Source organism: Faecalibacterium sp. OM04-11BH, from assembly GCF_003482185.1.
GTDB lineage: Bacteria > Bacillota > Clostridia > Oscillospirales > Ruminococcaceae > Faecalibacterium > Faecalibacterium tardum.
On record NZ_QULS01000005.1, the window covers coordinates 48,227 to 70,303 of the forward strand.

19 protein-coding genes, 1 tRNA gene and 1 pseudogene are annotated in these 22,077 nt (G+C 51.2%); 8 read left to right on the forward strand and 13 right to left on the reverse strand.

The features are described from left to right. Positions 1 to 59: 59 nt before the first annotated feature. The gene (locus DXB44_RS06235) at positions 60 to 1,013 is read left to right on the forward strand and encodes a tyrosine-type recombinase/integrase (protein ID WP_118658118.1); all 954 of its coding nucleotides are present in this window, start codon (positions 60 to 62) and stop codon (positions 1,011 to 1,013) included. A 385-nt stretch (positions 1,014 to 1,398) separates the two neighbouring features. Here the strand turns inward: DXB44_RS06235 and DXB44_RS06240 are convergent, their stop codons facing one another. Continuing rightward, complete coding sequence (locus DXB44_RS06240) at positions 1,399 to 1,731, reverse strand: helix-turn-helix transcriptional regulator (protein ID WP_118658119.1); 333 nt, start codon at positions 1,729 to 1,731, stop codon at positions 1,399 to 1,401. A 158-nt stretch (positions 1,732 to 1,889) separates the two neighbouring features. Here DXB44_RS06240 and DXB44_RS06245 point away from each other — a divergent pair, with 158 nt between their 5' ends. The 4 genes from DXB44_RS06245 (at position 1,890) to DXB44_RS06260 (ending at position 5,500) form a co-directional block, all read left to right on the forward strand. Next, on the forward strand, positions 1,890 to 2,702 hold the full coding sequence (locus DXB44_RS06245) for a hypothetical protein (RefSeq protein WP_118658120.1): 813 nt from the start codon (positions 1,890 to 1,892) through the stop codon (positions 2,700 to 2,702). A 16-nt stretch (positions 2,703 to 2,718) separates the two neighbouring features. Continuing rightward, entirely contained in the window at positions 2,719 to 3,231 is a 513-nt protein-coding gene (locus tag DXB44_RS06250; protein ID WP_118658121.1) for a hypothetical protein, read from the forward strand. A gap of 202 nt (positions 3,232 to 3,433) precedes the next feature. Continuing rightward, complete coding sequence (locus DXB44_RS06255) at positions 3,434 to 4,990, forward strand: hypothetical protein (protein ID WP_147366395.1); 1,557 nt, start codon at positions 3,434 to 3,436, stop codon at positions 4,988 to 4,990. A 423-nt stretch (positions 4,991 to 5,413) separates the two neighbouring features. Further along, positions 5,414 to 5,500 (forward strand) — tRNA-Leu (locus tag DXB44_RS06260). Positions 5,501 to 5,869: 369 nt separating this feature from the next. On the opposite strand, the gene DXB44_RS06265 is transcribed toward DXB44_RS06260, so the two are convergent. The 6 genes from DXB44_RS06265 to DXB44_RS06290 form a co-directional block, all read right to left on the reverse strand. Further along, on the reverse strand, positions 5,870 to 6,331 hold the full coding sequence (locus DXB44_RS06265; RefSeq protein ID WP_243111057.1) for a hypothetical protein: 462 nt from the start codon (positions 6,329 to 6,331) through the stop codon (positions 5,870 to 5,872). Positions 6,332 to 6,340: 9 nt separating this feature from the next. Beyond that, positions 6,341 to 7,534, reverse strand: a complete 1,194-nt coding sequence (locus tag DXB44_RS06270) for a macrolide family glycosyltransferase (protein WP_158581879.1) — start codon at positions 7,532 to 7,534, stop codon at positions 6,341 to 6,343. 85 nt (positions 7,535 to 7,619) lie between these two features. Then, on the reverse strand, positions 7,620 to 9,011 hold the full coding sequence (locus DXB44_RS06275; protein ID WP_223449893.1) for a glycoside hydrolase family 1 protein: 1,392 nt from the start codon (positions 9,009 to 9,011) through the stop codon (positions 7,620 to 7,622). A 41-nt stretch (positions 9,012 to 9,052) separates the two neighbouring features. Then, on the reverse strand, positions 9,053 to 10,468 hold the full coding sequence (locus DXB44_RS06280) for a PTS transporter subunit EIIC (RefSeq protein ID WP_118553856.1): 1,416 nt from the start codon (positions 10,466 to 10,468) through the stop codon (positions 9,053 to 9,055). A 16-nt stretch (positions 10,469 to 10,484) separates the two neighbouring features. Further along, positions 10,485 to 11,252, reverse strand: coding sequence for a ChbG/HpnK family deacetylase (locus DXB44_RS06285; protein WP_118658124.1), 768 nt, complete (start codon positions 11,250 to 11,252; stop codon positions 10,485 to 10,487). A gap of 294 nt (positions 11,253 to 11,546) precedes the next feature. Beyond that, a complete protein-coding gene (locus DXB44_RS06290; RefSeq protein ID WP_118658125.1) occupies positions 11,547 to 12,359 on the reverse strand; it encodes a MurR/RpiR family transcriptional regulator in 813 nt (270 codons plus the stop codon). 277 nt (positions 12,360 to 12,636) lie between these two features. Here DXB44_RS06290 and DXB44_RS06295 point away from each other — a divergent pair, with 277 nt between their 5' ends. Beyond that, on the forward strand, positions 12,637 to 12,753 hold the full coding sequence (locus DXB44_RS06295) for a recombinase family protein (protein ID WP_243111059.1): 117 nt from the start codon (positions 12,637 to 12,639) through the stop codon (positions 12,751 to 12,753). Between the two features lie 53 nt (positions 12,754 to 12,806). On the opposite strand, the gene DXB44_RS06300 is transcribed toward DXB44_RS06295, so the two are convergent. From DXB44_RS06300 to DXB44_RS06325, 6 genes and pseudogenes are all read right to left on the reverse strand, one after another. Continuing rightward, on the reverse strand, positions 12,807 to 13,097 hold the full coding sequence (locus DXB44_RS06300) for a transposase (RefSeq protein WP_118658126.1): 291 nt from the start codon (positions 13,095 to 13,097) through the stop codon (positions 12,807 to 12,809). 137 nt (positions 13,098 to 13,234) lie between these two features. After that, a pseudogene (locus tag DXB44_RS06305) lies at positions 13,235 to 14,126 on the reverse strand (hypothetical protein). A gap of 12 nt (positions 14,127 to 14,138) precedes the next feature. Continuing rightward, entirely contained in the window at positions 14,139 to 15,305 is a 1,167-nt protein-coding gene (locus DXB44_RS06310; protein WP_243111061.1) for a relaxase, read from the reverse strand. Positions 15,306 to 15,653: 348 nt separating this feature from the next. Next, on the reverse strand, positions 15,654 to 16,109 hold the full coding sequence (locus DXB44_RS06315; RefSeq protein WP_015537049.1) for a DUF3592 domain-containing protein: 456 nt from the start codon (positions 16,107 to 16,109) through the stop codon (positions 15,654 to 15,656). Between the two features lie 1,404 nt (positions 16,110 to 17,513). Then, positions 17,514 to 19,502, reverse strand: a complete 1,989-nt coding sequence (locus tag DXB44_RS06320) for an alkyl sulfatase dimerization domain-containing protein (RefSeq protein ID WP_243111063.1) — start codon at positions 19,500 to 19,502, stop codon at positions 17,514 to 17,516. Between the two features lie 89 nt (positions 19,503 to 19,591). Beyond that, a complete protein-coding gene (locus DXB44_RS06325) occupies positions 19,592 to 20,971 on the reverse strand; it encodes a DUF1254 domain-containing protein (protein WP_243111064.1) in 1,380 nt (459 codons plus the stop codon). 151 nt (positions 20,972 to 21,122) lie between these two features. On the opposite strand from DXB44_RS06325, the gene DXB44_RS14390 reads away from it, so the two are divergent. Next, positions 21,123 to 21,344: a hypothetical protein gene (locus tag DXB44_RS14390; RefSeq protein ID WP_147366397.1), complete on the forward strand. Its 222-nt coding sequence runs from the start codon at positions 21,123 to 21,125 to the stop codon at positions 21,342 to 21,344. Continuing rightward, a complete protein-coding gene (locus DXB44_RS06330) occupies positions 21,341 to 22,018 on the forward strand; it encodes an ABC transporter ATP-binding protein (protein ID WP_118658127.1) in 678 nt (225 codons plus the stop codon). The genes DXB44_RS14390 and DXB44_RS06330 overlap by 4 nt, the downstream gene beginning before the upstream one ends. Positions 22,019 to 22,077: the final 59 nt, after the last annotated feature.

A 22,077-nucleotide genomic window follows, 5' to 3' on the forward strand; every position in this document is an offset into this window, starting at 1 on the left:
TTCTTCGTTCTCTGCGAATAGTCCGACGAGTGTTTTTTATTTGCTGAAAGGAACCCGCTATGGAAAAAATCAAAATGCAGCCGACCCGACCGGAAGATGCCCTGCTGACCGATGCCTTTGCTGACTTTTTGGAAAAGTGCAGAGCTAAGAATCTGTCTGAGAAAACGCTGAACATCTATACTGTCCACTTCAAGTTCTTCAGGGAATACCTCAGCGACCCGGATAAAAAGGCTTCTGACATCACGGAGGATACCTTAGAAGGCTTTATCCTCTATCTTCAGAACCGGGGCTGTAACGACATCACGGTTCAGTCCTATATGAGGGGAGTGCGCTGTTTCTGCTATTATCTGATGGAAGAAGGGTATCTCCAGCGCTTCAAAATCAAACTCCCCAAAGCGGATAAGCGTATCAAGGAAACCTACACGGATACCGAACTGAAGAAACTTCTCAAAAAGCCGAATGTAAAAACCTGCGAGTTCAACGAATATAAGACCTGGGTGTTCTCCAACTATCTTCTGGCGACTGGAAACCGTATCTCTACGGTTCTGAGCCTTCAAATCAAAGACCTTGATTTTGAGAATGAAACGATTCAACTGAACAAGTGTAAGAACCGCAAGGCTCAAATCGTGCCTATGGCTTCTTCCCTGAAAGTGATCCTGAAAGAATACCTGACCTACCGGAAAGGCTCCCCTGACGATTATGTATTCTGTAACTCGTATGGAGGAAAGGGTGATATTCGCTCCTATCAGGAAATGCTGGCGAAGTATAATCAAAAGCGTGGAGTTTCCAAGACTTCAGCTCACCTGTACCGTCATACCTTTGCGAAGCGCTGGATACTGAATGGTGGAGATATTTTCCGCCTTCAAAAGCTTTTAGGTCATAGTAATCTGGATATTGTAAAAGAATATGTAAATATGTTTGGTCGTGACCTGACGAAGGATTATACAAGCTTTAATCCGCTGGATACGCTGGGGACTGTTCGGACTGCTGGAAAAATCGGGTTTGGAAAATGATTCCCGGAGGTACGGAGGTAATATAAAAGTTTTTGCTTCTTTTTAAGTAAACCCTCGGGTTTACATAGGCTATTTGAGTGGATAACGGGCTTATCCTAACGGAACGCCCTATCCACTCAAATAGGCTGCGCTAACGCGCAGCTTAAGAAAAGATTTTTCTGTTGTTTTTATGTAGTAAATTGGGGACTAGAGAGAATGATAAAATAAAGTTAGAAAACTTAGAAACTCTGAAAGTCAGAAAGCCTAGCCCTATAAAACTGTTGCCGTTCTCACTATATCTCGCTATGGAAAAACTGTCGCCTGTAGGCACCAGCCTTGCGAAGCAAGGTAAATAGACCCCCAAAGCTTTACTTTCGGAAAATTATCTCCGTACCTCCGGCAGGCATCAAATCTTACCGTCCGTATAGGAGAATAAGAGCTTCAGCATATTTACAGCTAGTTCTTTTTCTTCTACCGTCTTTCCACGAAAAAGCTGAGTAAGGATATTCAGGTTGTTATCTTCATCGGTTACAATATAGTCCGTCAAGAGAAAATCTACTGTCACCCCCAGATAATTCGCCAGAGGAATCAGCTTGTCCAGCGTAATACAACGCTCACCACGTTCAATCTGACCTAAATAAGCGGTAGAGATACCCACTTTTTCCGAAAGCTTCTCTTGGGTAAGATTCAGACGCAGCCGTTCTTCCTTAATACGTTTTCCCAGTCTGGTATAATCCATAAGCGCACTCCTCAATACAGCTATCAGCATAAGAAAATGATACATTTCGTCGGCATCAGTGGTAATATGCTGAAAGCTGTATTTTCGTAGGCTTATAGTTGCTTTTCTTGCAAGGCTATGCTATTATGAGGGTAACATACAAAAGGAGGGCGAGTTTTATGAAGGTCGTTTTAAGCCGAAAAGGAATGGACAGCAGAGCGGGTGGCATCCCCAGCCCGATTTTACCGGACGGCACGCTTTTGTCCCTTCCTATTCCAAACGAAAAAAGCGGTGTCCCCTATGGAGATTTGGTCTATAAGGGGCGTACTTATCAGCAAATTATCCAGCAGATTCACCCGACTTTTGATTTTCAGAAGCATCCGTTCTGTCACCTTGACCCGGATATTTACGGTGTATTAAAAAATACGCACGCCGGGTGGAAGCCTGCTTTTGGTCAGTACGAAATCCCGGCAAAGCATCTGGATGGGCAGGGCGTAGACGTAGGCGATGTCTTTTTGTTCTATGGAATGTTCCGTAAGACCGAAGCACTTCCAAATGGAACGCTCCATTTTGTAAAGGGCGCGCCCATCCAGCATATCATCTATGGCTATATGGTGGTAAGCGAAATCCTGAAAGACCAGGATAAAATCAAAGAGCTTTATCCGTGGCACCCGCACGCAGCGAGTACGGAACACCCGGACAACCGCCTCTACCTCGCTACGGACTACGGCGTGTTCGAGAACCGTGATTCTCTCCTTCTCAGTAAACCGGGTCAGCCGAACCGTCGGCTTTGGAATTTGCCTGCTTTCTGCGCCTCTCGTGACATCTTCATTTCTTGGCAGGGTAAGAATACCCCCGTGCTGGTAAATGGTCACGCAGAGCTGAACTCCGCTTGCCGGGGTCAGGAGTTCGTCATCACCGCCAAGACACCAGAACTCGAAAAAGAACTCCGGAAGTGGGCGGAAAGCCTGATTGGACACGCGCTAGCCTGAGCAGGAGGACAGCGGGATGGATACAATACATTTTCTCTATCCAGACGAAAACGGCTGTATTTACTGTAAGCGAATCAACGGCTTGATAAAGATTCTCCCGATGAAAACGCCCTGTCTTACCTGCGGAAAGCTGGCGGGAACGATTCAGGGCGCAGGCTGCGAGTGCGTATGGAACGACTTCGATTTTGAAAATGGCGGGACAGTCGCTGTCTTTGACCCGTTGGCGGAGTATGACCGTATTAACCAGTTCAAGACTGTTCCCAAGAAAAAACGTTTGGCGGTCTGGGAGTATCGGAATGAATGGGCGCATTCAAAATATGTACAGGCGCAGAACGAAGCCTTTTCTGAACCGGAGCAAAAGCCCTCAGCCCGGCGGGAGAAACGCCGGGAAAAGCTGATGGGGGAAGTACGGACGTTGAGGGAATCGCTCAAGGAGTACGGAGTAGAGCCGCCGGTTGGCTTTCCTTATGTCAGCGAGAAGGATATGGAAGACTGGCTGGCTCTCTGGCAGAGATTCAAGAGCAAATAAGCATTCAGAATTGAACAATCCAACATACGAAAGAGGTACGGAGATAAAAATCCGCACCTCTTTTCTGTTGATTTCTACATTTTAAGGTCATTTTCCAGTTATCCCATTTCTTGACATTTATCGCCGGATAGTTGCATACACTTTATTCAGAAAGGTTGTATCAACCGACTAAAAGAAAAACGATGCCGGAGGGAAAATGATTATGGCAAAGAAAAAATCTACAGAGACAGCGGAAAATGCAGTGGTCAATCAGGAAAACAAGGAGCCGAAGAAAAAGCAGGAGGACATCCTTCTGGAAATGATTCAGCGGTATCGAATCTCCCATACAAAGAACGGATTCTTTATTCATATCCCCAAAACAAACGGAAAACTGGAAGCCTACAATTTGAACGACAATCGGCTGAAAATCAAGCTCAAAAGTATGTTCAAGGATGAAGTTGGAGAGTTTCCGCCAGACGCAGTTGTCCAGAATTGCTTACAGTATACGGAAAGCCATGCGATGGAACTTCCGTTGGAAGAGGTAAAGTACCGAATCGCTTCACGCGATAAATCGGTGATTTACGACTTACAGAATGGAAAGTGCGTTGTAGTAAATGAAAAAGGCTGGCGAATCGTAGATAATGCCTACCCGATGTTTCTGAAAGGCGCGGATGAAATCGAACAGGTAACACCTATTCACGGCAGCGGAAAGAAGGGACTTGACCGAATCGACCGCTATTTGAACCTCTCGCCAGAGGAAAAGTTCCTGCTCAAGGTTTATCTTGTCACCTGCTTCAACCCGGACATCACTTTCCCGTCTGTCAGTATCAACGGAACAAACGGCTCCGGTAAGAGCACCCTTTCCAGAATCATCAAGAAAATCATCGACCCTTCTTCCAATGAATTGGAAACGCTCCCGGATACGATTGACGACCTGCGGGTACGCCTGAATCAGGACTACTATCTCGCATTTGATAACCTGTCCAGTATCAGCAAAAAACAGAGCGATTTTCTCTGCGCGGCGATTACAGGTGTAACAAGTTCCAACCGTATGAAGTATACGGATAACACCATCAACAGCGTTTATATCAAGCGTGGTATGTGTCTGAACGGTATCTCGCCCTTTGTTCAAAAGGCTGATTTGGCAGAGCGTGTACTGTTCTTTACCGCTAAGCTGATCAAGGATACTTCCCGTATCAGCGATATGACGTTCTGGAAAGACTTTTCTGCTGATTTACCGTATATCTTGGGCGGTATCTTTGACCTGTACTCGAAGGCAATGAAAATCCTGCCGACTGTCAAACTTCAAAAATTACAGCGGCTGGCAGACTTCCACCTTTTTGGATATGCAGTAGCTGAAGCGATGAAAACGGGGCTGGGCAAGAAGTTCAATGAAGTTTTGGAGGATAATAAGACCCGCCAGATGGAGATCACTTGTCAGAACGCCATGATTATCTCTCTCGTGGAAGATTTTTTGAAGAATGAAGAAGATGAGGGCTACTGGAAAGGAACGATGAGCCTGCTTTATAAGTCGCTCAAGGATTTCATGAGCCAGCAAAATATGACGGAGGAAATTTACAATCCCCGGACGTATCCCAAAGAAGCAAACCACCTGAGCAGGGCACTCCATCAGTACGAAGCTGCATTTGCGAGCAAAGGCATCCATTTTCAGAGTAAGAAAAATAGCAAGGGCAACATGGAGATTGAGATTACAACGGACTGGCTCAAAGACGACATAGGAACTATCAAACGTGTACCTATCATCACCTCCAAGACGTGACCTGATTTTTCGATTTAATAGGGAAAAGGGGCACCAGCATTCAAAGCGCTGGTGCCCCTTTGGCGTTAAACTGCTATTAAAAAATCACTTAAAAACGAGAAATCGCTTTCTTAAAACTGGTTTTCAGCTTATGAAAGACTCTCATTGGTTCCTTGCTCTTTCTTCAAGCTGAACTATTTAAGCGTATCCACTTTACTTTTAATAAAATTTCCGGTATGATAAATTTAAGAGCAGAACGAGTTTTCATAGAGAACGGCTCAGATAACCCCTATGAAAATTTGGAGTTTTACGAGTGAAAGCTGAGAAAGTCTTACGAGGGTCAAACCCGCCGGGAAGATGAACAAAAACCTCTGAACGTGAAAAACGGTTGGAATTCCATAACGAAACCTGACTGAGAAAGTAATATCCGTACCAACAGAATATGCGGATATGGCGGAATTGGCAGACGCGTTAGATTCAGGTTCTAATCGGGGCAACTCGGTGGAGGTTCAAGTCCTCTTATCCGCACCAAACCATGAAAATCTGAACCTTTTCTCGATAGGAGAAGGGTTCGGATTTTTTGTATTCTTTGGAAAACAGAACGAATCCCTTGCTTCCATCGAAAAGCGTCCCAAACCTTATCATAAGAAAGCACGACAGACCACTGTAAGAGTGCCGTAAGGCAGAAAGGACACAAACATGAAGTATGCTGGACAATACCATTTTGAGCTGGTGTTGTCCAGCATTTTTTTGGAGTCATCCCAATAGTTGCATAAACCTCCGGAGAGGTGTAAAAATTGAACCGATCCATAAAAAGTAGAAAATAGAAAAAAGCCTCCCCGTGTAGGATAATAGAACTACACGAGGAGGTTTTGCTATGTCCGGAAAATACGTAAATCGTTATGCCTCGCACGCCTCCCGGAGAGCAGGCAGCAGCTCATCCAGCCGCCCGTCCAGTCCGAAGGACTTCTCTTTGATATTGTCCGCAATATAGATCTCCCCCAGATTGATGGTCACATAAGTGGCGTTTGGCTCGCTGGCCACCAAGCGCATCATCGGAGCCTTGATCAGCTGATTACGCCAGCCAATGCCCAGCTCCAGAACCACCAGTTTCTTCCCGTGGTAGGTTTTCAGAAAGGTTTGGAACCGTGCCTGAGCAGCGGTATCCGGAATCATTCTCTGACCCGCGCCCATGTGGATGTCCATGGGACCTCCGCACTTGGGACAGCGCGGCACCAACTCTGTAGGCACATGGCCGCCCTGTTCGGCAGCGGATAATTTTTCGGCCACCTCTAAACTTGAATAGAGGGTGTCGTGGCAGGGGCGGGCACACTGCATCGTAAACCAGTTGCCCTCGATCACGTCACCTTCTTACTGCTTCAAATAGGCCAGCAGGGCTTCCGCCGATGCCTTGGCCCCGCCCAGGCTCCGCATATCCTCGCTGAAGGCGTGGGCCGTCTCCTTATAAGAAGGTTCGATCAGCAGCTTGAAGATAGCTGCTTTCAGTCCCTCGCTGGTGATGGCGTTTTTATCCGGAAAGGCGCAGCCAAGGCCCAGCTTCTCGATCTGGCGGGCGGTGATAGCCTGTTCTTCCATCTGGGGAATGGCGATCATGGGCACGCCGTAGTAGATGGCCTCGCCGGTGCCGCCCATGCCGGCGTGGGTGATGAACACCGACGCCTGGGACAGGATATCCAGCTGGGGCACCATCTGACCGACTTCCACGTTGGCGGGGATGTCCTTCAGGCTGGCGGGGTCGATGGAGCCGAGCGCGGCAAAGACGTTGATGTCCAGGTCCCGCACTGCGTCAAACAGGATAGGGTAATACTCCAGCCAGTTGTTGAAGGCGGTGCCCAGGGAAGAGTACAGCAGGGGTTTGCCGTTGTCGGGGGCCTTCCAGCTGCCGAAGGCGGTCCGCTTGCCGATCTGTACCCCGGTGAACACGAAACTGTCATCGAAAGTCTCGTAATTGGGAACCAACTTTTTCTGCATCATGACCAGGTTGAAGTCCCCGTGGCCGTCGAAGATTTCCTTGACGGTCAGCAGGCGGCAGCCATATTTTTCGGCATAGGTCTGGGCCAACTGCGCCGCGGCTTTGCGCAGAGGGTGGTCCGGCGGGCAGTTCTCGAACCCGGCGGCTACCGAGTAGCTGTCGTTGGAGGGGTAGCTGGTGTAGAGCATGACGTTGGCAACCTTGAGGTTGTCCGCCGCGATTGTGCCGGCAATGCCCGCAAAGTCGTGGACGACAGCGTCGGGTTTGTCGTTTTTCAGGGTGTCCAGCACAGTGTCGATGTAGGCTCCTGCCTCGTTTAAGAACAGGAAGGGCACCGCGGCGGCCACTCCGCCGTCATCCTCTTTCTTTTCGCCGTCCTCATTATGCTTGTCGTTTTCCGCCATCCAGGAGGGTACGGCGACGAACTTTGCCCCGGTGGGCTCGATGATAGTGCGGAAGGCTTCAGTGGTGAAATAAGTCACCCGGACGCCTTTCTTCACCAGTTCGGTGACGAGGGCCAGGGTAGGATTGATGTGCCCGAAGGCGCCCAGCGATACGAATGCGATATGCATACAAAAACTCCTTTCAAACAACAAAACAGCCATGCAGGCAGCGCAGGACGTTGCCCGCACGGCTGCGGGGAAAATAGGTGATGGCTTATTCTGTCAGGCCGTTGTTGGTGATCACTTTTTGATACCAGTAGAAACTGTCCTTTTTCACCCGGGCGCACTGCTTGGGATCGGTCTCGGTGCGGTCCACGTAGACTAAGCCGTACCGTTTGGCAAAGCCCTGGTGGCTGGACACCACGTCTACAAAGCTCCAGGGGCAATAGCCGAACACCGGCAGTCCCTCGTCAATCATGATGGCCAGCTGTTCGATGTGCTCTTTGAGGTATTCGATGCGGTAGGGATCATGGATCTGGCCGTCCGGGCCCAGTGTTTCGCTATAGGCCATGCCGTTTTCGGTGACGATCATGGGCAGACGGTAGCGATTATAGACCTTGCGCATCCCAATATGCAGGCCCATCGGGTCGATGCCCTTGTCCATCCACTCGGTTTTGCGCAGGTGGGGATTATCACAGATGTCGAAGGCGTCCGACACCCAGAAGGGCGGCTGGTCGTAGTTGACGGGACCCTCCTTGGCTTTGGCGCAAATGCTGAAATAATAGTTGATGCCGATGAAGTCGGGGGTCGAGGCTTTCAGCACGGCTGCATCTTCGGGCAGCGTCTGGGGGTAAAGTCCATGACTCTTTAAGTAGCTGGCCACATAGGGCGGATATTCGCCCCGGACACTCAGGTCGAGCAGGTAGAACTCCATCAGTTCTTCGGCGTTCTCGGCAGCCAGAACATCCTCGCTGCGACTGGACTGGGGATAGACCACCTGGATAGCACACACCGGGCCGATTTGGGCTTCCGGGTCAATCTGCCGCAGCAGCGAAATAGCCCGGTGCTCGGCCAGCGAGACATGATAGCTCATCTGGTAGATGTTCTGCAGGTTCTTCTGCTTGTCCTGCTCAAAGTTGCCGTTCATGATGCCGGCGGCGGTGGCGATGAGCTGTTCGTTCACTGTGACCCACCGCTTGACGCGGCCCTTGAAGTGGGTAAAGCAGACCTCGGCATATTTCAGATAGGCGTCGATCATCTTGCGGTCGAGCCAGCCGCCGAAGGCGTCCACCAGCGCCTGCGGACACTCGAAGTGATAGAGAGTAACGAGCGGTTCAATCCCTTTTTCCAACAGATAGTCGATGAGCCTGTCGTAAAAGGCCAGCCCCTCGGGGTTGGGGGTGCAGGTGGCATCCGGCATGATGCGGCTCCAGGCAAAGCCCATCCGGTAGACCTTCAGGCCCAGCTCGGCCATCAGATCCACGTCCTCTTTCCAGTGGTGGTAATGGTCTGCGGCCACTTTGTTGTCGGCGATGCCGGGGCGGCGTGCCCCCAGATCGGTGGTGGCAACGCCTTTGCCGCCTTCGTTGTAACCGCCCTCTACCTGAAAGGCGCTGGTAGACGCGCCCCAGAGGAAATTGGTGGGGAAAATCATTTGTTTCGTCAAGTCGATAACACCAGCCTTTTTGATTTTATGGTATCACGCAGTCAAACGCTCTCCAAATCTTTTTGGGAAAAGCCAAACAGATAAGTCAGAACAGCTGCCACGATCAGAGAAGCAAAGGAGGCTACCACGCCAACCACAATGTTGGCATTGGTACCACCCACATAGCCCAGCAGAGACAGGAAGTTGGGGGAGGTCATTGCATATCCCTTGAGGTCGAATATGCCGGCGATGGCGCCGCCCACAAAGCCGCCAACGGCCATCGTTACAAAGCAACGAGTAAAGCGGAAGCAGATGCCATACAGAGTGGGTTCGGTGACGCCGCCCAGAATGCCAGAAGCGAAGGCTGCAAAGGAGGTGCTGCGGTCATCCTTATTTTTCAGGCGGAGCGCTGCGCCCAGAGCCACACCGAAGCATGCCCAAGTCGCAAAGTTGCCCGCATTCATGGGGCCGCTGATGATGCCGGTCTCGAAGAAATCGGCCATCATAGGCATCATCAGAGCCAGGTGCATACCGCTCATAACCAGGAACTCCCACAGAGCGGCGATGACAGCCACGCCGAACCAGCCGGTGGTCATGCCAAACCAGGCAAGACCGCCGCTGATGGCATTACCCACAATGGTACCCAGAGGTGCCAGCAGGCAGAGGATAAAGGGCATGGAAATAATCAGGCTGAAGAACGGGGTAAAAACGCTCGTCAGCAGGTCGGGCATGAACTTTTTGACAAGTTTATAAATCAGGCAGAACAGGGGCACCGACAGCATAACAGGCAGAACAGTCTGGGCGTAATTGGTCACGGTAGCAGGGATGCCAAAGACCGTGAACGTTTGACCGTTGGTGGCAAAAGCCGCGAAATCGGGCACCATTAGAACACTGCCGATGAAAGAACCCAGCATACCGTTGACACCCAGCTGTTTGGCGGCATTGTAACCCACCAGAATAGGCATAAAGTAAAACGCCGCATCGTACAAGAAATCAAACAGGATATATAAGTTGCTCTCCAGGGTGTACAGTCCCAACAAGTCGGGGCCAAAGATAGAGTTGACAGCACGGAACAAGCCTCCGGCCAGCAGCACCGGGATCATGGGGGTCATACAGCCTGCCAGATAGCCCATGATATTCTTACCCACCTGCTTGGGGGTCAGCTTCCGTTTGGTGATGGCGGCATCCTGGACGGCAGCAGCATCATCCTTGACGGCGGCGCTGGCGCTGATGCCTGCCAGCTTGCACAGTTCCTCATACACTTTCGGAACATTGGTGCCGATCACGATCTGGTACTGCTGGCCGCCGCGCACAACACCCAGCACACCGGAAATCTTTTTCACCTCATCGTCTTTGGGGAGGCTGTCGTCTTTCAGATACAGACGCAGGCGTGTCATGCAATGGGTGGCATCCTTGAGATTGGCCGCTCCACCTACCGCCGCCAGAACCTGCTCGGCGATCTTTTTATTGTCTGTCATACTGATTCCTCCTATTTTAAGTCAAATCATCGTAAGTGACGAGCTGAACATCCTGCTCCGCCAGCCAGGCGCGTACCTCGGGCCGGCAGAGCATAGAAGTTTCTCGTAAACGGGTGGTCGTCATGCTGGAATGGTCCAGCAGATAGGCATCGATATAACCCGGATGGAAGACCATCAAGTCACACCCGCCCTCGTGAGCATTTGCCACCGCGTCCTGCACGCCCGTAAAGGGGGCGGTCTCGTATGCCTTAAAATCTCTTGGCATATAGGCGTACACTTTGGTGTGGCGGAAGGTTACTGCCTCGCCGGGACGGCCCATCGCAAAGTAGGGCAGGCCGTGCCGCTGGGCAACGATTTCCAATCCCTGAAAGAAATTGGCGCTGGCCACTGCGTGTCCCTCAAAATAGCTCGGTTCGCGGCCGGTCAAGGCTTTGAACTGGCGATACTGGGCTTCGATCTCCTCGATCGCCTCGTCCAGCACCACAAAGTCACGGCCTTCTTTGGCGGCCTCTCGGTAGGCGCGGCTGGGTTTGAACTCTCCTTCCGGCGTACAGAGGCTGGGGATGCGAGCGGGGTCAGTCAACGGCCGGCCCACACAAATGTTGGTGTGCTGCCCTAGACAAAGCTGGCGGCCATACAGCAGCCCCAGTCCGTGGACAGCTGCGGGCATATTGGTCATCACACCCACTGAGCGCACCAGTCCGGCTGCTACCGCCGCCGCAATGCCGCAGTTGATGCCTTCAGAGTAGCCAAGGTCATCAGCACGGATGAGTAATCGTTTCATGGTTTTGTCCTCTACAAAGAAAAAGTTACAGTTTTTGCTTTTGGTTCTTGCTTCATTTGTTTCAATACCAAGGTTTTCACGACTGGCCAGTCTGATTTCCTCTTTGCACTAAAATTATAACATAATTGGAACTTGATTTGGTTGCAAATACAAGTGCGCCATTTCAGATTGGTAGCGCATGTTTCAATTTCTGAAAAGCGAAAAACTTTTTTATCGTTTTTTGTGCGCTTTGACAAAACAAAAAGGCCGCAGGGCGGTTAACCCTCGCGGCCTTGCTGTATTTTTTGCTATGCTTTACTGGAACGCTTTATCGTATGCCTGCATATAGCCCATGACGATCAGGTCGTTGGCCATGAGGGCTGCATATTTGCCCACGTCGTTGCGGTTGGTGGTGCCGCATTGCAGGATGAAATCGGCGGTGTTCAAATAGGGGCTGGCAAGGTTCTGGGTGATGACCAGAACCTTGCAGCCGCTGGAAATGATTGCGTTACAGATGTCCGGGTAACGAGTCGGGTAGCTGCCGCCCACGCTGCAAATGATGGCAAAGTCGTTTTCGGTCAGGCTGCGGGCGCACTCCAGCTGAGCGGCATAATCCATGAACAGCTCGACATAGCGGCCCATAATCATCATTTTACTTTGGAAGTAGTGGCCGATGTCCCACAAAAAGTGGTGGGAGAAATAGGCCGCCTTGCCGCAGCCGTGCAACACCCGCACAATGTCGGGGATGACTTCGGCGTTTTCAGGCGTGATGGTAGCATAGATGTTGCTGATCAGCGCGTCTCGATAGAAACCGATGGCCATTTCCTGATTGTTGTGCAGCATGGTGTAGAACTGTCGGGAATAGTCGGTCCTCATGGTGAAGTCCTGCTCCAGCCAGGCCTGGAACGCTTTGAAACTGTCCATCCCCAGAAAGCGGCAAAACCGTGAGATGGACGCCTTGGAGGTATAGCACAGGTTCGCGATCTGGCCGAGAGTCATCCCTTTGAGCTGGGGGTAATGCTTGAGCAGAGTCACTGCGATATCATAGTTTGCGTCCCGTTCGGGTGTGGTGCTCACAAAACTGAGCAGCCTGTCTGCCAGAGAACCCATCGCTCTTGCTTCGCTCATCGCTGCTGCCTCCCCTCGCCTTCTCAAAGTGTTTTTATTGTATCATATTTGACAGCGAAATGTCAAAGAAGCGTATTGTTTTGAAAGAAAGTCATACCAAAAATAACGGCGGGCAGCCGAACATCTGCCTTTGGTGTACAAGAACAGGTAGTGTTCAAAAAGAACACCACCAGACGGCACTCAAAAGCTTTGCAATAGGACACAAAATATGGTATATATTATACGAAATGCAATACGGTTACATCCATCCCCATCCAGAGCGAAGGGAGGCCCTCCTATGACCGCTGTAATCTACGCCCGCTATTCCAGCGACAATCAGCGCGAAGAATCCGTCGAAGGCCAGATCCAGGAATGCACGGCGTATGCCGAAAAGAATGGCATTATGCAGATTTGATTCTAAACGGCGAGCCGGAAGAATATTTGAAAAATACGGCTGGGAGCCGTGGGTTAGAAGATTAAGGACAAAATAAAAAACAGGATGCGCCCTGCGGACGCACCCTGCAAAAGACCACAGACGATAGCGATATGTACAACAGGGAGTTCCCCAGTGGGAACTTCCTGTTTTTCGTTGTTTGCATGATGAGCCTGCTCTGCCTGCCACGCGGCAAACTCCCTCTGGCCTTCCTCGCTGTTCCAGCAGGCAAGGATGGCCGGGTAGAATGCCCGTGCCAGACGGTCGATGACTTCATCGGGATAGGGGGAAATGTTTGTGGACTTTTTCTTTTTGTTCAAACGCACGCTCCTTTGATCGTCCCACCGCAGCAAAGCCGGGCAAGAAAATCAAAGTTCCATTTTTTATCAGGCGCAAGGGCGCGGATGCTTTCCGCCCTGCACTTGCGGCTGGTGGCTCGTTGATGGCTTACAAGTGCCTGTCGTTATGCGGTCTTTTCTTCTTCAAGGGCTTCTGCAAGAGCCTTTTCCAGATAGGTTTCGATTTCAGTCAGGTAGTTAGCAGGTCGCTGCATTGCGAAGCGGAGAACCTTCTGCTTTTCCGGGTCAGTGAAATAGCTGGGATTGTTTTTGAGCGTTTTCTTCCATGAGTTTTTCATCATTTCGGTCGCACGGCTCAAAGATTTGTAAACCTTCATAAACTCGTCCGGTACTTGATAGCACCGAAATTCTTCTGTTTGTGGTGTGGGCATGGGAACGGGTTCCGCTTTTTCAGGTTCAAATTCTGCGCTGGCAGATTCCAACACTTCCAATGCCTCTGGGTGCAGGATTTGAGCAAGGACATCTGAACGATGCTCGGCACTTGCCTGCACGAGTTTGGACATTTCTTCGTTGGTAAACTTCACTTCGCCGGAAAAGACTTTCTGCTTGATGCCGGGAGAGAGATTATCTGCAATGTCGATGCCTCGTGTATAGTGGCTGGCACGAAGAACCGAGGCACCCACTTTTCTTTGCTAAAGTGTACTGATTGCCCCGAAAGATTTTTGCAGCTTTCTTCTCGGCTTCGTACTGCTTCCCAAGCAGATAGCGTTTCTGTTCGGGACTCAGGTTTCGCCGTCCCAACTGATTCCGGCAAATCCACGCAATGGCTTCTTCGCGGTTCTCAAATCGGAGCGGCGTGGTGGAGAAATAAATCTCAGGATGCTTCTGGAGGATGGCATAACGGTTGTGTCCATCAACAAGGGTATTGTTCCAGACAATCAAAGGAGAGAGCAGCTTGCCTTCTTTGAGGATGTTTTCTTCAAGCTGTTTAAATTCATCATCGGTCAGAGGAGGGATCTGGGACTGGAACTCCGGGTCGATTTTCAGGTTGATCATTCGCACACTCCTTTATCTCTCCTGCTGCGCCGGTTCTTCCTCCCGGAAAAAGGACGCAACATTCTGCTTTGCGGTTTTCAGCTTGAGAAGTTTCTCTTTGGCTTCTTTGTACTGCTCGTAGAACTTTGCCTTTTCGGATGCCAGCTGCGCATACTCGGCTTCCAGCTTTTTCGGGTTGGGCAGCTTTGTGATGTTGTTTGCCTTGAAATAGGCTGCTGCCGCCCGGTACGTTGTCAGCTCTGCACGATGCTGTTCCTCAAAGACTGCGGGGCGCTTGGCGATCTTTAACTGCTGGGCAACATTCTTGGTACTGGTGTAGGCTGCGACGTGATAGCGCAGCTCTTTGTTGGCTTTCATGCGTCCTTCGAGGTCTTTCACCACTGCCAGTGCGTCGTGATACTTGGTTTCCAGTTCGGTGATGCGCTGGTTCAGGGCGTCCTCGTCGGTCAAGCCCTTTTCCTGCAAAAGCTTCACGGTCTGTGCCATAACTTTGAGATTGTGTTTCGTGAGCCAACGCTTATAGCCGATGCCCTTGCCCTCGGTCATTCTCGACTGGATGTCGATCAGTTTCCCGATGGTATCCTGCTTGAACTGCGCCTTGGGTTTGCGTTCGGCGTTTGCCTGCAACGTGGCAAGCACTGCTGCCTTATCGAACTTGTCACCGAGATGTTTCGCTCGGATAAACTTCGTTCTGCCAGCGGGCAGATAGCTGAGCTGCCCACGGCTTTCCTTGACCGTGATGCCGTACTGCTGCATGAGCCTATCGGAAAATTCTTTAAAACTCGTTGTGCGGTACAACACCGAAGAAATCTGTTTCCGCAAAGTTCGCGTTTGCGAAGCAACAAAAGCCCCAGTGAGGCTTTTGAGTGACCGAGCGGTTTGCGCAGCAAATGGAGGGGCCTCGCCCCGACAAGCGACTTTCACGGTTTCAAACTTCTTCTGCCGGGGATGCTGTCCGGTTGCGGTAAGGGATGCGTTCTCACGGTCAAGTTTCAACTGGCCGCGCCTACGCGCCCAATACTCGGCTTCGCTCACACGCTCCTTCGAGCCGTTGAGCAGGTCGATCTGGTACAGTCCGGCACCCTCGCACAGCTCCATGACCTCAACACGCAAGTGCCGCATGGTCTGGGCTGTGCTGGAGTGCTTCATGCCCTCACGCCAATCGCGGGGCTTCTGCATATAGGGCTTGCGCCCGCTCCATGGTCAGGCCGTTCTCTACTGCGTCCTTCGGGTCGAAGCTGATGATATAATGGTGGGTCTTCACGTCCGCAGACTGTTCGTAAAACAGTATTCAACAAATGACACGGCAACTGGATGTCAGGATTGGTTACTGTTCACTCCGCTAGGCCTAAAAAGCATTAAGTCCCATGACCACACCGCCGAGGTGTTGGCCATGGGACTTTTTGTGTCTGGGAGCGGCACACCTCTATCGAGGTGTAACACACTAGACTTTGTTCCAAAGTCGTGTGCCAAAGGAGATTACGCTCCTTTGAAATTTCCGTTATCATAGAGGAAAGAAACAATCTATTAACTTTCCCATGCAGCAACAATGCTTCTTTCTGGGTTTTGAGGGTCAATAGTCACCTTTATAGGTGTTCCCTTGCTCACGAGAGGCTTGAACCAAAACCAATGGGACTGTCCATAATAAGTGTCTTTTCCAATCTTGTATTGGTACCGAATCACCCAAGGATAAATTACATCTTCATCAGCAAGGTGATAGGTACTCATGTGGAATTTTATGTGAACCCTTTTTACTGCATTAACTTTTCCGGAAACAATCTTTCCGTTTTTCAGCAGGTCTGCTTTGCGGATGTCTGTAATCCATGCTACCCCGATAATTGCCATAGCAATAAGCCACGCAGCTATGAGTGCCCCGATTCCAACTTGCTTATAGGCGATAGAAATCAGAAAAGCAACAAAAATCCCAACAGCACCAAGAATATGGAGCAAATCTTTAGAAAAGAACTTATGGATTTTTTTCATGGAAAGACACTTCCTTTCTTGGTAGACAACATTATTTGTTCTATTGTATCATATGCTCTGTGTTTTTTCAAACCAAGTCAAGTGATTGGTGAAACGACATGAAATAATTGCATCTCATGACAGGTCACCAAAGATAATTGGATTTTTGCAAAAAGAGGAGTAGTGTATCGTCGAAGGATGTGTTATACTCAGTCCATGGAACAATTATGAACTTTATTGTTACTCGGCAGGGTTTGGGGCAGGCACGCCCCAACAAGATCACTTGGAAAACTCGCAAGAGTTTGAGAAGTGAAGTCCCGGATGGACAGGAAATTTTCAAGAATTGAAAATTTGTGGCCACGGGACGGTTCTTGCCCTCTACCGCTGCGCTCAAAACGCATTTCCGGGAGTTGTTTCCGAATTGTTAAGACGCAAAAATAAGTAGAGAGTTCCGCTGCTCGTGTATGTTGATCGCCGTTTGCTCCGAACGAAGTTCCTGCCCCTGTTTGTGCAGCGGCGTTTTCCGGCTCGCTCACAGAAAGTGTGAGGTCGTGGCACAGTATCACGTTCAGACGGCTTATGAAGGGTTCAAGGTACAGTATGAAGAAAGCCGGGCGCAGTGCGGACACTACGTCCTGCTTCTTTCAAGCACAAGAGCAACACTTTGAAGCTGTGAAGTCAACAACCGAAAACAAATTTTGGAAGATTGAACAACCACATAAGATTTTATTTGTGAAAAAGAAAAATACCGCCCACGCAGCGCAGCGATGATTTTGTCGGGTGAATCGGCGGCAAAATAGATCGGATGTGTTGCGGGGCGGTAAATTCTTTTGCGGACTTTCCCTCACTGAAGTGGTGGGTCTCACGGTGATAACCAACCACTTTCTGTGGCTGTGTTCAAAATGAACACGACCACATCTTGTGGATGACTTGTAACCAATCCACAAAATCAGTGGGACTTTCGGAAATAATAGCATATTCTCTGCAAGGTGTCAACACTTTAGGAGAATGAATACATGAAATAGGCAAAACATACACAGTACAAGTGGAAAGCAACACTGTGTTTTAGAAAAACTCTTAATTCTCGCAGTTCAATCGAACTTTCACGGTAAAAGTCCGATTGCGTATAATCATTGTACCATAGACAGTAGTCTTAATTGAATGGAGCATTCATATTTAATCAAGCAAGAATAACGTGAACAGCGCGGTCATACTCGGCAATGGCGCGGTTAGCCCATGGCGGTAGCCCCCCTGCGGGGCAAAAACAACGGTCTGGCTATCAGTGAAAAAGCACGAAAGACCACTATAAGCGTGCCGTAAGGCAGAAACAACACAAAAAAGAGGGCTGGCAGTGCCAGCCCTCTTGACATACCCGGCTATCAAAAGCCCGGTTTTTTGAAGCAAAGCTAAAAAGCGGGGTCAGTTTTACGGTTCGATCACATTAAAGGTCTTTTCAAACTTGGAGGCATACGCCAGCAGACGCTTCAGGACGGTGGCATCGCCTGTGATCTGGACCTGACCCGCCTGCTGACCGGTCATCAGAGCAAACAGTTGCAGCCGCCGACAGGTAACGGACGCCTGCGCATCCGGGCGGTTCTCGCCCGGATAGGTCAGCAGCACGCCGTTCTTGCGGGTGACATAGAACTGCTCGTTCTCATCCGTTACGGTTAAATTCAGGGTCAGGTCATCGTTCTGCGCAGCGTTGGCATCGGTCAGGATGGCGATATAGTCCAACAGCATGGAGACCGTCATTGCGCGCATACTGTTGGTGAGACCATTCGCCGTGCGGGCACGCCCGGACAGATTGCCGTTCCGCAGTTCCGCTGCGCCCATCAGATACGCATTGCGCCACGCACCGGACTCTGCCTGATAACCCAACTGCTCCAGCGCATCGGCGCACAGGTTGCGCGCCTTCTGGTTGGATGGATCTGCAAAGACCAGCTCCTTTGTGATCTGCGCCACCCACTGATACTCGCCCTTGTTGTAGTCCTTTTTTGCCCGAAGCAGAACGGCTTCCGTACTGCCGAGATACTCCACCATCTTTTTTGCTGTTTCGCTGGGCGGGAGCGGGTCCAGATTGACCGGGTTCGCATCGTACCAGCCCAGATATTTCTGGTAGATGGCTTTGGCGTTATGCGGCAGCGTGCCGTAATACTGGCGGGTATACCAGACTTTTTCGAGCGCATCCGGCAACGAGATCATGGCGGCGATCTCGTTGGAGGTGTACCCCATGTTCATATAGTGCAGGGTCTGGTCGTGGATGAACTTGTAGATCGCAGCCGTGTTCAACAGATACTCGTGGATCTCCTCGCCCCAGTGCGGCCAGTTGTGGCTCTGGAACACCACGTCGGTCTTGTCACAGAAGCGCTGGTCAGCCTCGATGATGTACTTCGCCCAATCGTTGGCATCCCGCACCTGTGCGCCACGCAGGGTGTAGAGGTTGTGCAGGGTGCCGGTGCAGTTTTCGGCCATCCAGAGGGCACGGTACTTCGGGAAATAGGCGTTCATTTCGGCAGGGGCTTCGGTGCCGGGGGTCAGCTGGAATTCGATCTCCAGCCCGTCGATGGTCAGCTTTGGAACATCTTCCCCGATCTCGTAGGTAGGAGCGATGAGGGTCACCGTACCGGTAGACTGTCCCATGCCGATGCCGATGGAGAGTGCTCCTTTCTCTCCTTTTTCCAGCACTGTACCATACTGATACTGCGCACGCCGGGCCATTGCGATGCCGGCATAGACGTTTTCGCTGATGGCGTGTTTCAAAAATCCTTCCGGTGCAAGGATGACCGTTTTGCCCGAGGCAAACTGTTTGTCAATGGAAAGGCTGGGGTCCGCTACATCGTTCCGGTCGATCGCACCCTCTGCGCCGCCAAAGTGATCCACATGGCTATGACTGTACAGCACAGCTTTGACATCCAGCGGTCCGAACCGGTTTTCCATCAACGCTTTTGCTGCCTGCATATTTTCTTTGCACATCAGGACATCAAAAATGATCCAGCCGTGGTTGGTGCGGATGAAGGTCGCATTGGCCATATCAAAGCCGCGCACCTGATAGATGCCGTCACATACTTCAAACAGACCGGCTTTGGCGTTGAGTTGGGTATTCCGCCACAGGCTGGGGTTGACCGTATCCGGCGCATCGCAATCCAGATCGCCATAGCTTTGCAGATCCCACGCCGTTGTTCCGTCATCGTTGTAAATGACCCTGCCTTCCTGATCGTCCAGCAGGCCGCGCGTTGCATTGTCAAATTCCTGCCGGTCGGAAAAATCCAGTTTGCTGTACCACTCCGCATTTTTTTCTGCGGTACAGCTCGTCGCATCCTGCGTCGTCCCCGGCTTTGAAGGGTCGCTGAAGAAATCAGCGATAAAGTTCAGGCTATTATTTTCGGCTTCGCTTCCGGCTGCATGTGCAGACAAGGATACTCCGCACGCCAGCATTGTAGCAGCCGAAGCTGAAATAAAATTCCGACGGGTCATTTTCATAGCAGGATCCTCCTTATTACGGATCAGTTTGTGCGGACGACCGGCGGCTGCCAGTCTGTCAGTGCGGCGGCATCCGGTTTATAGATACGAAGGAAGAGGTGGAAATCTCCCTCTCCTACCGGCAGCCAGTTGGTCGTGTCCGCCGGTGCCTCTTTGGAAAGGGTGATATCGATCGAGCCGTCCGGATTACGGTGCAGACCGGAGCGGTCGTTGACGCAGTAGCGGTCAATGGGGTTTTCAATGAGGAAATCGTTCTCCCCGTAGGCGGTCACCGACCAGAAGCCCTTTTCCAGTGTGGGAGGATCTGCCTCGATATGCAGCGTATAGGTCTTTTTGCCGGTCAGGACTGTGCCGGTGCTGTCCACATCTGTTTTAGGGTAGATGGCAACATCGGTGGTGTTGGCACCCAGACCCCGCAGCGCAACCATGGCACGGTAGGTATATGCTGTGCCAAAGTTGCCGATGGGGTCGCCGAAATAGGTCCACTGACCCATCTGGCGCGTATAGCCCTTCGATTCGCTCAGCAGCTTTTTCTTCAGCTGGAGCAGCATCAGCTTCCAGCGCAGCCCGCTGAACAGACCCAGCGCCTTGTCATCGAACTTCTCGCCGGGGCCGATATGCAGTGCTGCAAGCTCCCGGAGTACCGGCGCATCTGCCGCAGCGGGCGGGTTGGTTTCCATCAGCTGATTGGCGGTATCAAAGAATTCCTTTGCGTCCATAGCAAGAACGTGCTTTACCGGCACAAAGTCATTGGCAGGGTCATAGCTGCCTGCGGGGGCGGTCCATCCACCCGCCTGATAGGCGGAAAGCGGCATCAGCTGCATCTTATCCTGAATAGCCCGGACGTTGGGCAGGTCCTCCTGTCCGGAAAGCACGATGCGGGCAATGGTCCAGACCATCGTGGTAGGCACATCAATGCGCTGCACCCCTTCCGGCAGTTCGCCCTGCCAGTCTGCACGGGTAATGGCATAAAGCCCCGGCGTTTCCAGCACAGCGGCGGTGTTTGTCCACGCGTCCAGCACCTGTACATTAAAAAAGCGGTCGGTCTGCGGCACGCCGTAGATCATTGGTTCTGCGCCGACATCCAGAAACGCCTGCGTATAGATGGTATCCACATTCGGCGTAACCACGGCACGGGTCGTTGCATCTGCCAGCTTTTCCGCATGGATGAACTGGTTGATGGGGGCTTTGTTGCTTGTAGCTGTGCGGGTGTTTGTGGAAGCCGTCCGCGTAGCATCCATGATCACCAGCGGAAAGGCGTACAGATACGCCTGCTCCAGAAGGTTCTGTGCAGCCAGCGTCTGCTGTGCGGCTGCGGCTTTCTCTACGGGCAAAAGTGTAGCTGCGCAAACCACCGCAGCCGCAGTAGAAACGTTCAAAAAATCACGGCGGGTCATTTTCATAACATGAAACCTCCTGTTATGTCTTTTGCTTTATGCGCCTTATGGGAAAAAACCATTTGGCTTTCTGTGTTCAGAATACATGGAGCTTGCCTGAAAGTCAATTGTTTTTGCGCTTTTCACGTCAAAATTGTGAAAGTGGACAAAGCTGCTTGTGAACATCGTTGTCTATGCGGCAGTTTCGCGTATCGTTCCGATCCAGAGCATTCTCGACCTGATCCGTATCCATACAAGCGGACGGGAGTATGCGTTCCATAAACCTGTTGGAAGTCAGATCATGGTCAGCATTCTGCTGATGGTGTTCTGGCTGTCCGCAGCGTTGCTGCCGATCTTCTCCTTTATTCGTAAAAAAGCATCCAAGGGGGATATCTTATGAAAGATAAAATTCTGGAAGCAGTGCAGATCTCCAAAACCTACGGGGAAGGAGAAAGCGCTGTTCATGCCCTCAGAAATAGCGACCTGACCCTTGAAAACGGTACATTTGCGTCCATCATCGGTTCCAGCGGCAGCGGAAAATCCACGCTCCTGAAAATTCTGGGAGGACTTTTGCCACCCACCACCGGTAAGGTGCTGCTGGACGGTCAGGACATTTATGTAATGAATGCGGAGCAGCTGGCACAGGTGCGGCGGCAAAAGATCGGCTTTATTTTTCAGGACTTCCGGCTGTTCCCGGAGTACACGGTGCAGGATAATATTCTGATCCCGTTTTATCTCGACCATAGAGCGCCGGATGAACAGATGCTCCATAAGCTGACCGGAATCTTGGGTATTGGGGGCAAGCTGCACTCCCGCCCCGCGCAGCTCTCCGGTGGACAGCAGCAGCGGGTGGCGATCGCCCGTGCACTCATCGCAAAACCGCGCATCGTTTTTGCAGACGAGCCTACTGGAAATTTGGATACGCGGACGGGCGAGGATACGATGCGGCTGCTGATGGAATGCGCTGCGGAGTTTGGACAAACGCTTATCGTTGTCACGCATAACCCGGAAATTGCGCAGAAGGCGCAGCAGGTCATTCGGATCGAGGATGGGTGGATTACAGGAAATGTATAAGTTGGACACGGGAGGCGTTTGTACAGCGTACCAGCCGGATGCCCTAGAATTACTCGATT

What these genes read in the sequence shown, in the direction of transcription:
- DXB44_RS06235 (WP_118658118.1), top strand. Translation starts at nt 60, where the DNA reads ATGGAAAAAATCAAAATGCAGCCGACCCGACCGGAAGATGCCCTGCTG.
- DXB44_RS06240 (WP_118658119.1), bottom strand. Translation starts at nt 1,731, where the DNA reads ATGGATTATACCAGACTGGGAAAACGTATTAAGGAAGAACGGCTGCGT.
- DXB44_RS06245 (WP_118658120.1), top strand. Translation starts at nt 1,890, where the DNA reads ATGAAGGTCGTTTTAAGCCGAAAAGGAATGGACAGCAGAGCGGGTGGC.
- DXB44_RS06250 (WP_118658121.1), top strand. Translation starts at nt 2,719, where the DNA reads ATGGATACAATACATTTTCTCTATCCAGACGAAAACGGCTGTATTTAC.
- DXB44_RS06255 (WP_147366395.1), top strand. Translation starts at nt 3,434, where the DNA reads ATGGCAAAGAAAAAATCTACAGAGACAGCGGAAAATGCAGTGGTCAAT.
- DXB44_RS06270 (WP_158581879.1), bottom strand. Translation starts at nt 7,534, where the DNA reads ATGCATATCGCATTCGTATCGCTGGGCGCCTTCGGGCACATCAATCCT.
- DXB44_RS06280 (WP_118553856.1), bottom strand. Translation starts at nt 10,468, where the DNA reads ATGACAGACAATAAAAAGATCGCCGAGCAGGTTCTGGCGGCGGTAGGT.
- DXB44_RS06285 (WP_118658124.1), bottom strand. Translation starts at nt 11,252, where the DNA reads ATGAAACGATTACTCATCCGTGCTGATGACCTTGGCTACTCTGAAGGC.
- DXB44_RS06290 (WP_118658125.1), bottom strand. Translation starts at nt 12,359, where the DNA reads ATGAGCGAAGCAAGAGCGATGGGTTCTCTGGCAGACAGGCTGCTCAGT.
- DXB44_RS06295 (WP_243111059.1), top strand. Translation starts at nt 12,637, where the DNA reads ATGACCGCTGTAATCTACGCCCGCTATTCCAGCGACAATCAGCGCGAA.
- DXB44_RS06310 (WP_243111061.1), bottom strand. Translation starts at nt 15,305, where the DNA reads ATGCAGAAGCCCCGCGATTGGCGTGAGGGCATGAAGCACTCCAGCACA.
- DXB44_RS06315 (WP_015537049.1), bottom strand. Translation starts at nt 16,109, where the DNA reads ATGAAAAAAATCCATAAGTTCTTTTCTAAAGATTTGCTCCATATTCTT.
- DXB44_RS06325 (WP_243111064.1), bottom strand. Translation starts at nt 20,971, where the DNA reads ATGAAAATGACCCGCCGTGATTTTTTGAACGTTTCTACTGCGGCTGCG.
- DXB44_RS06330 (WP_118658127.1), top strand. Translation starts at nt 21,341, where the DNA reads ATGAAAGATAAAATTCTGGAAGCAGTGCAGATCTCCAAAACCTACGGG.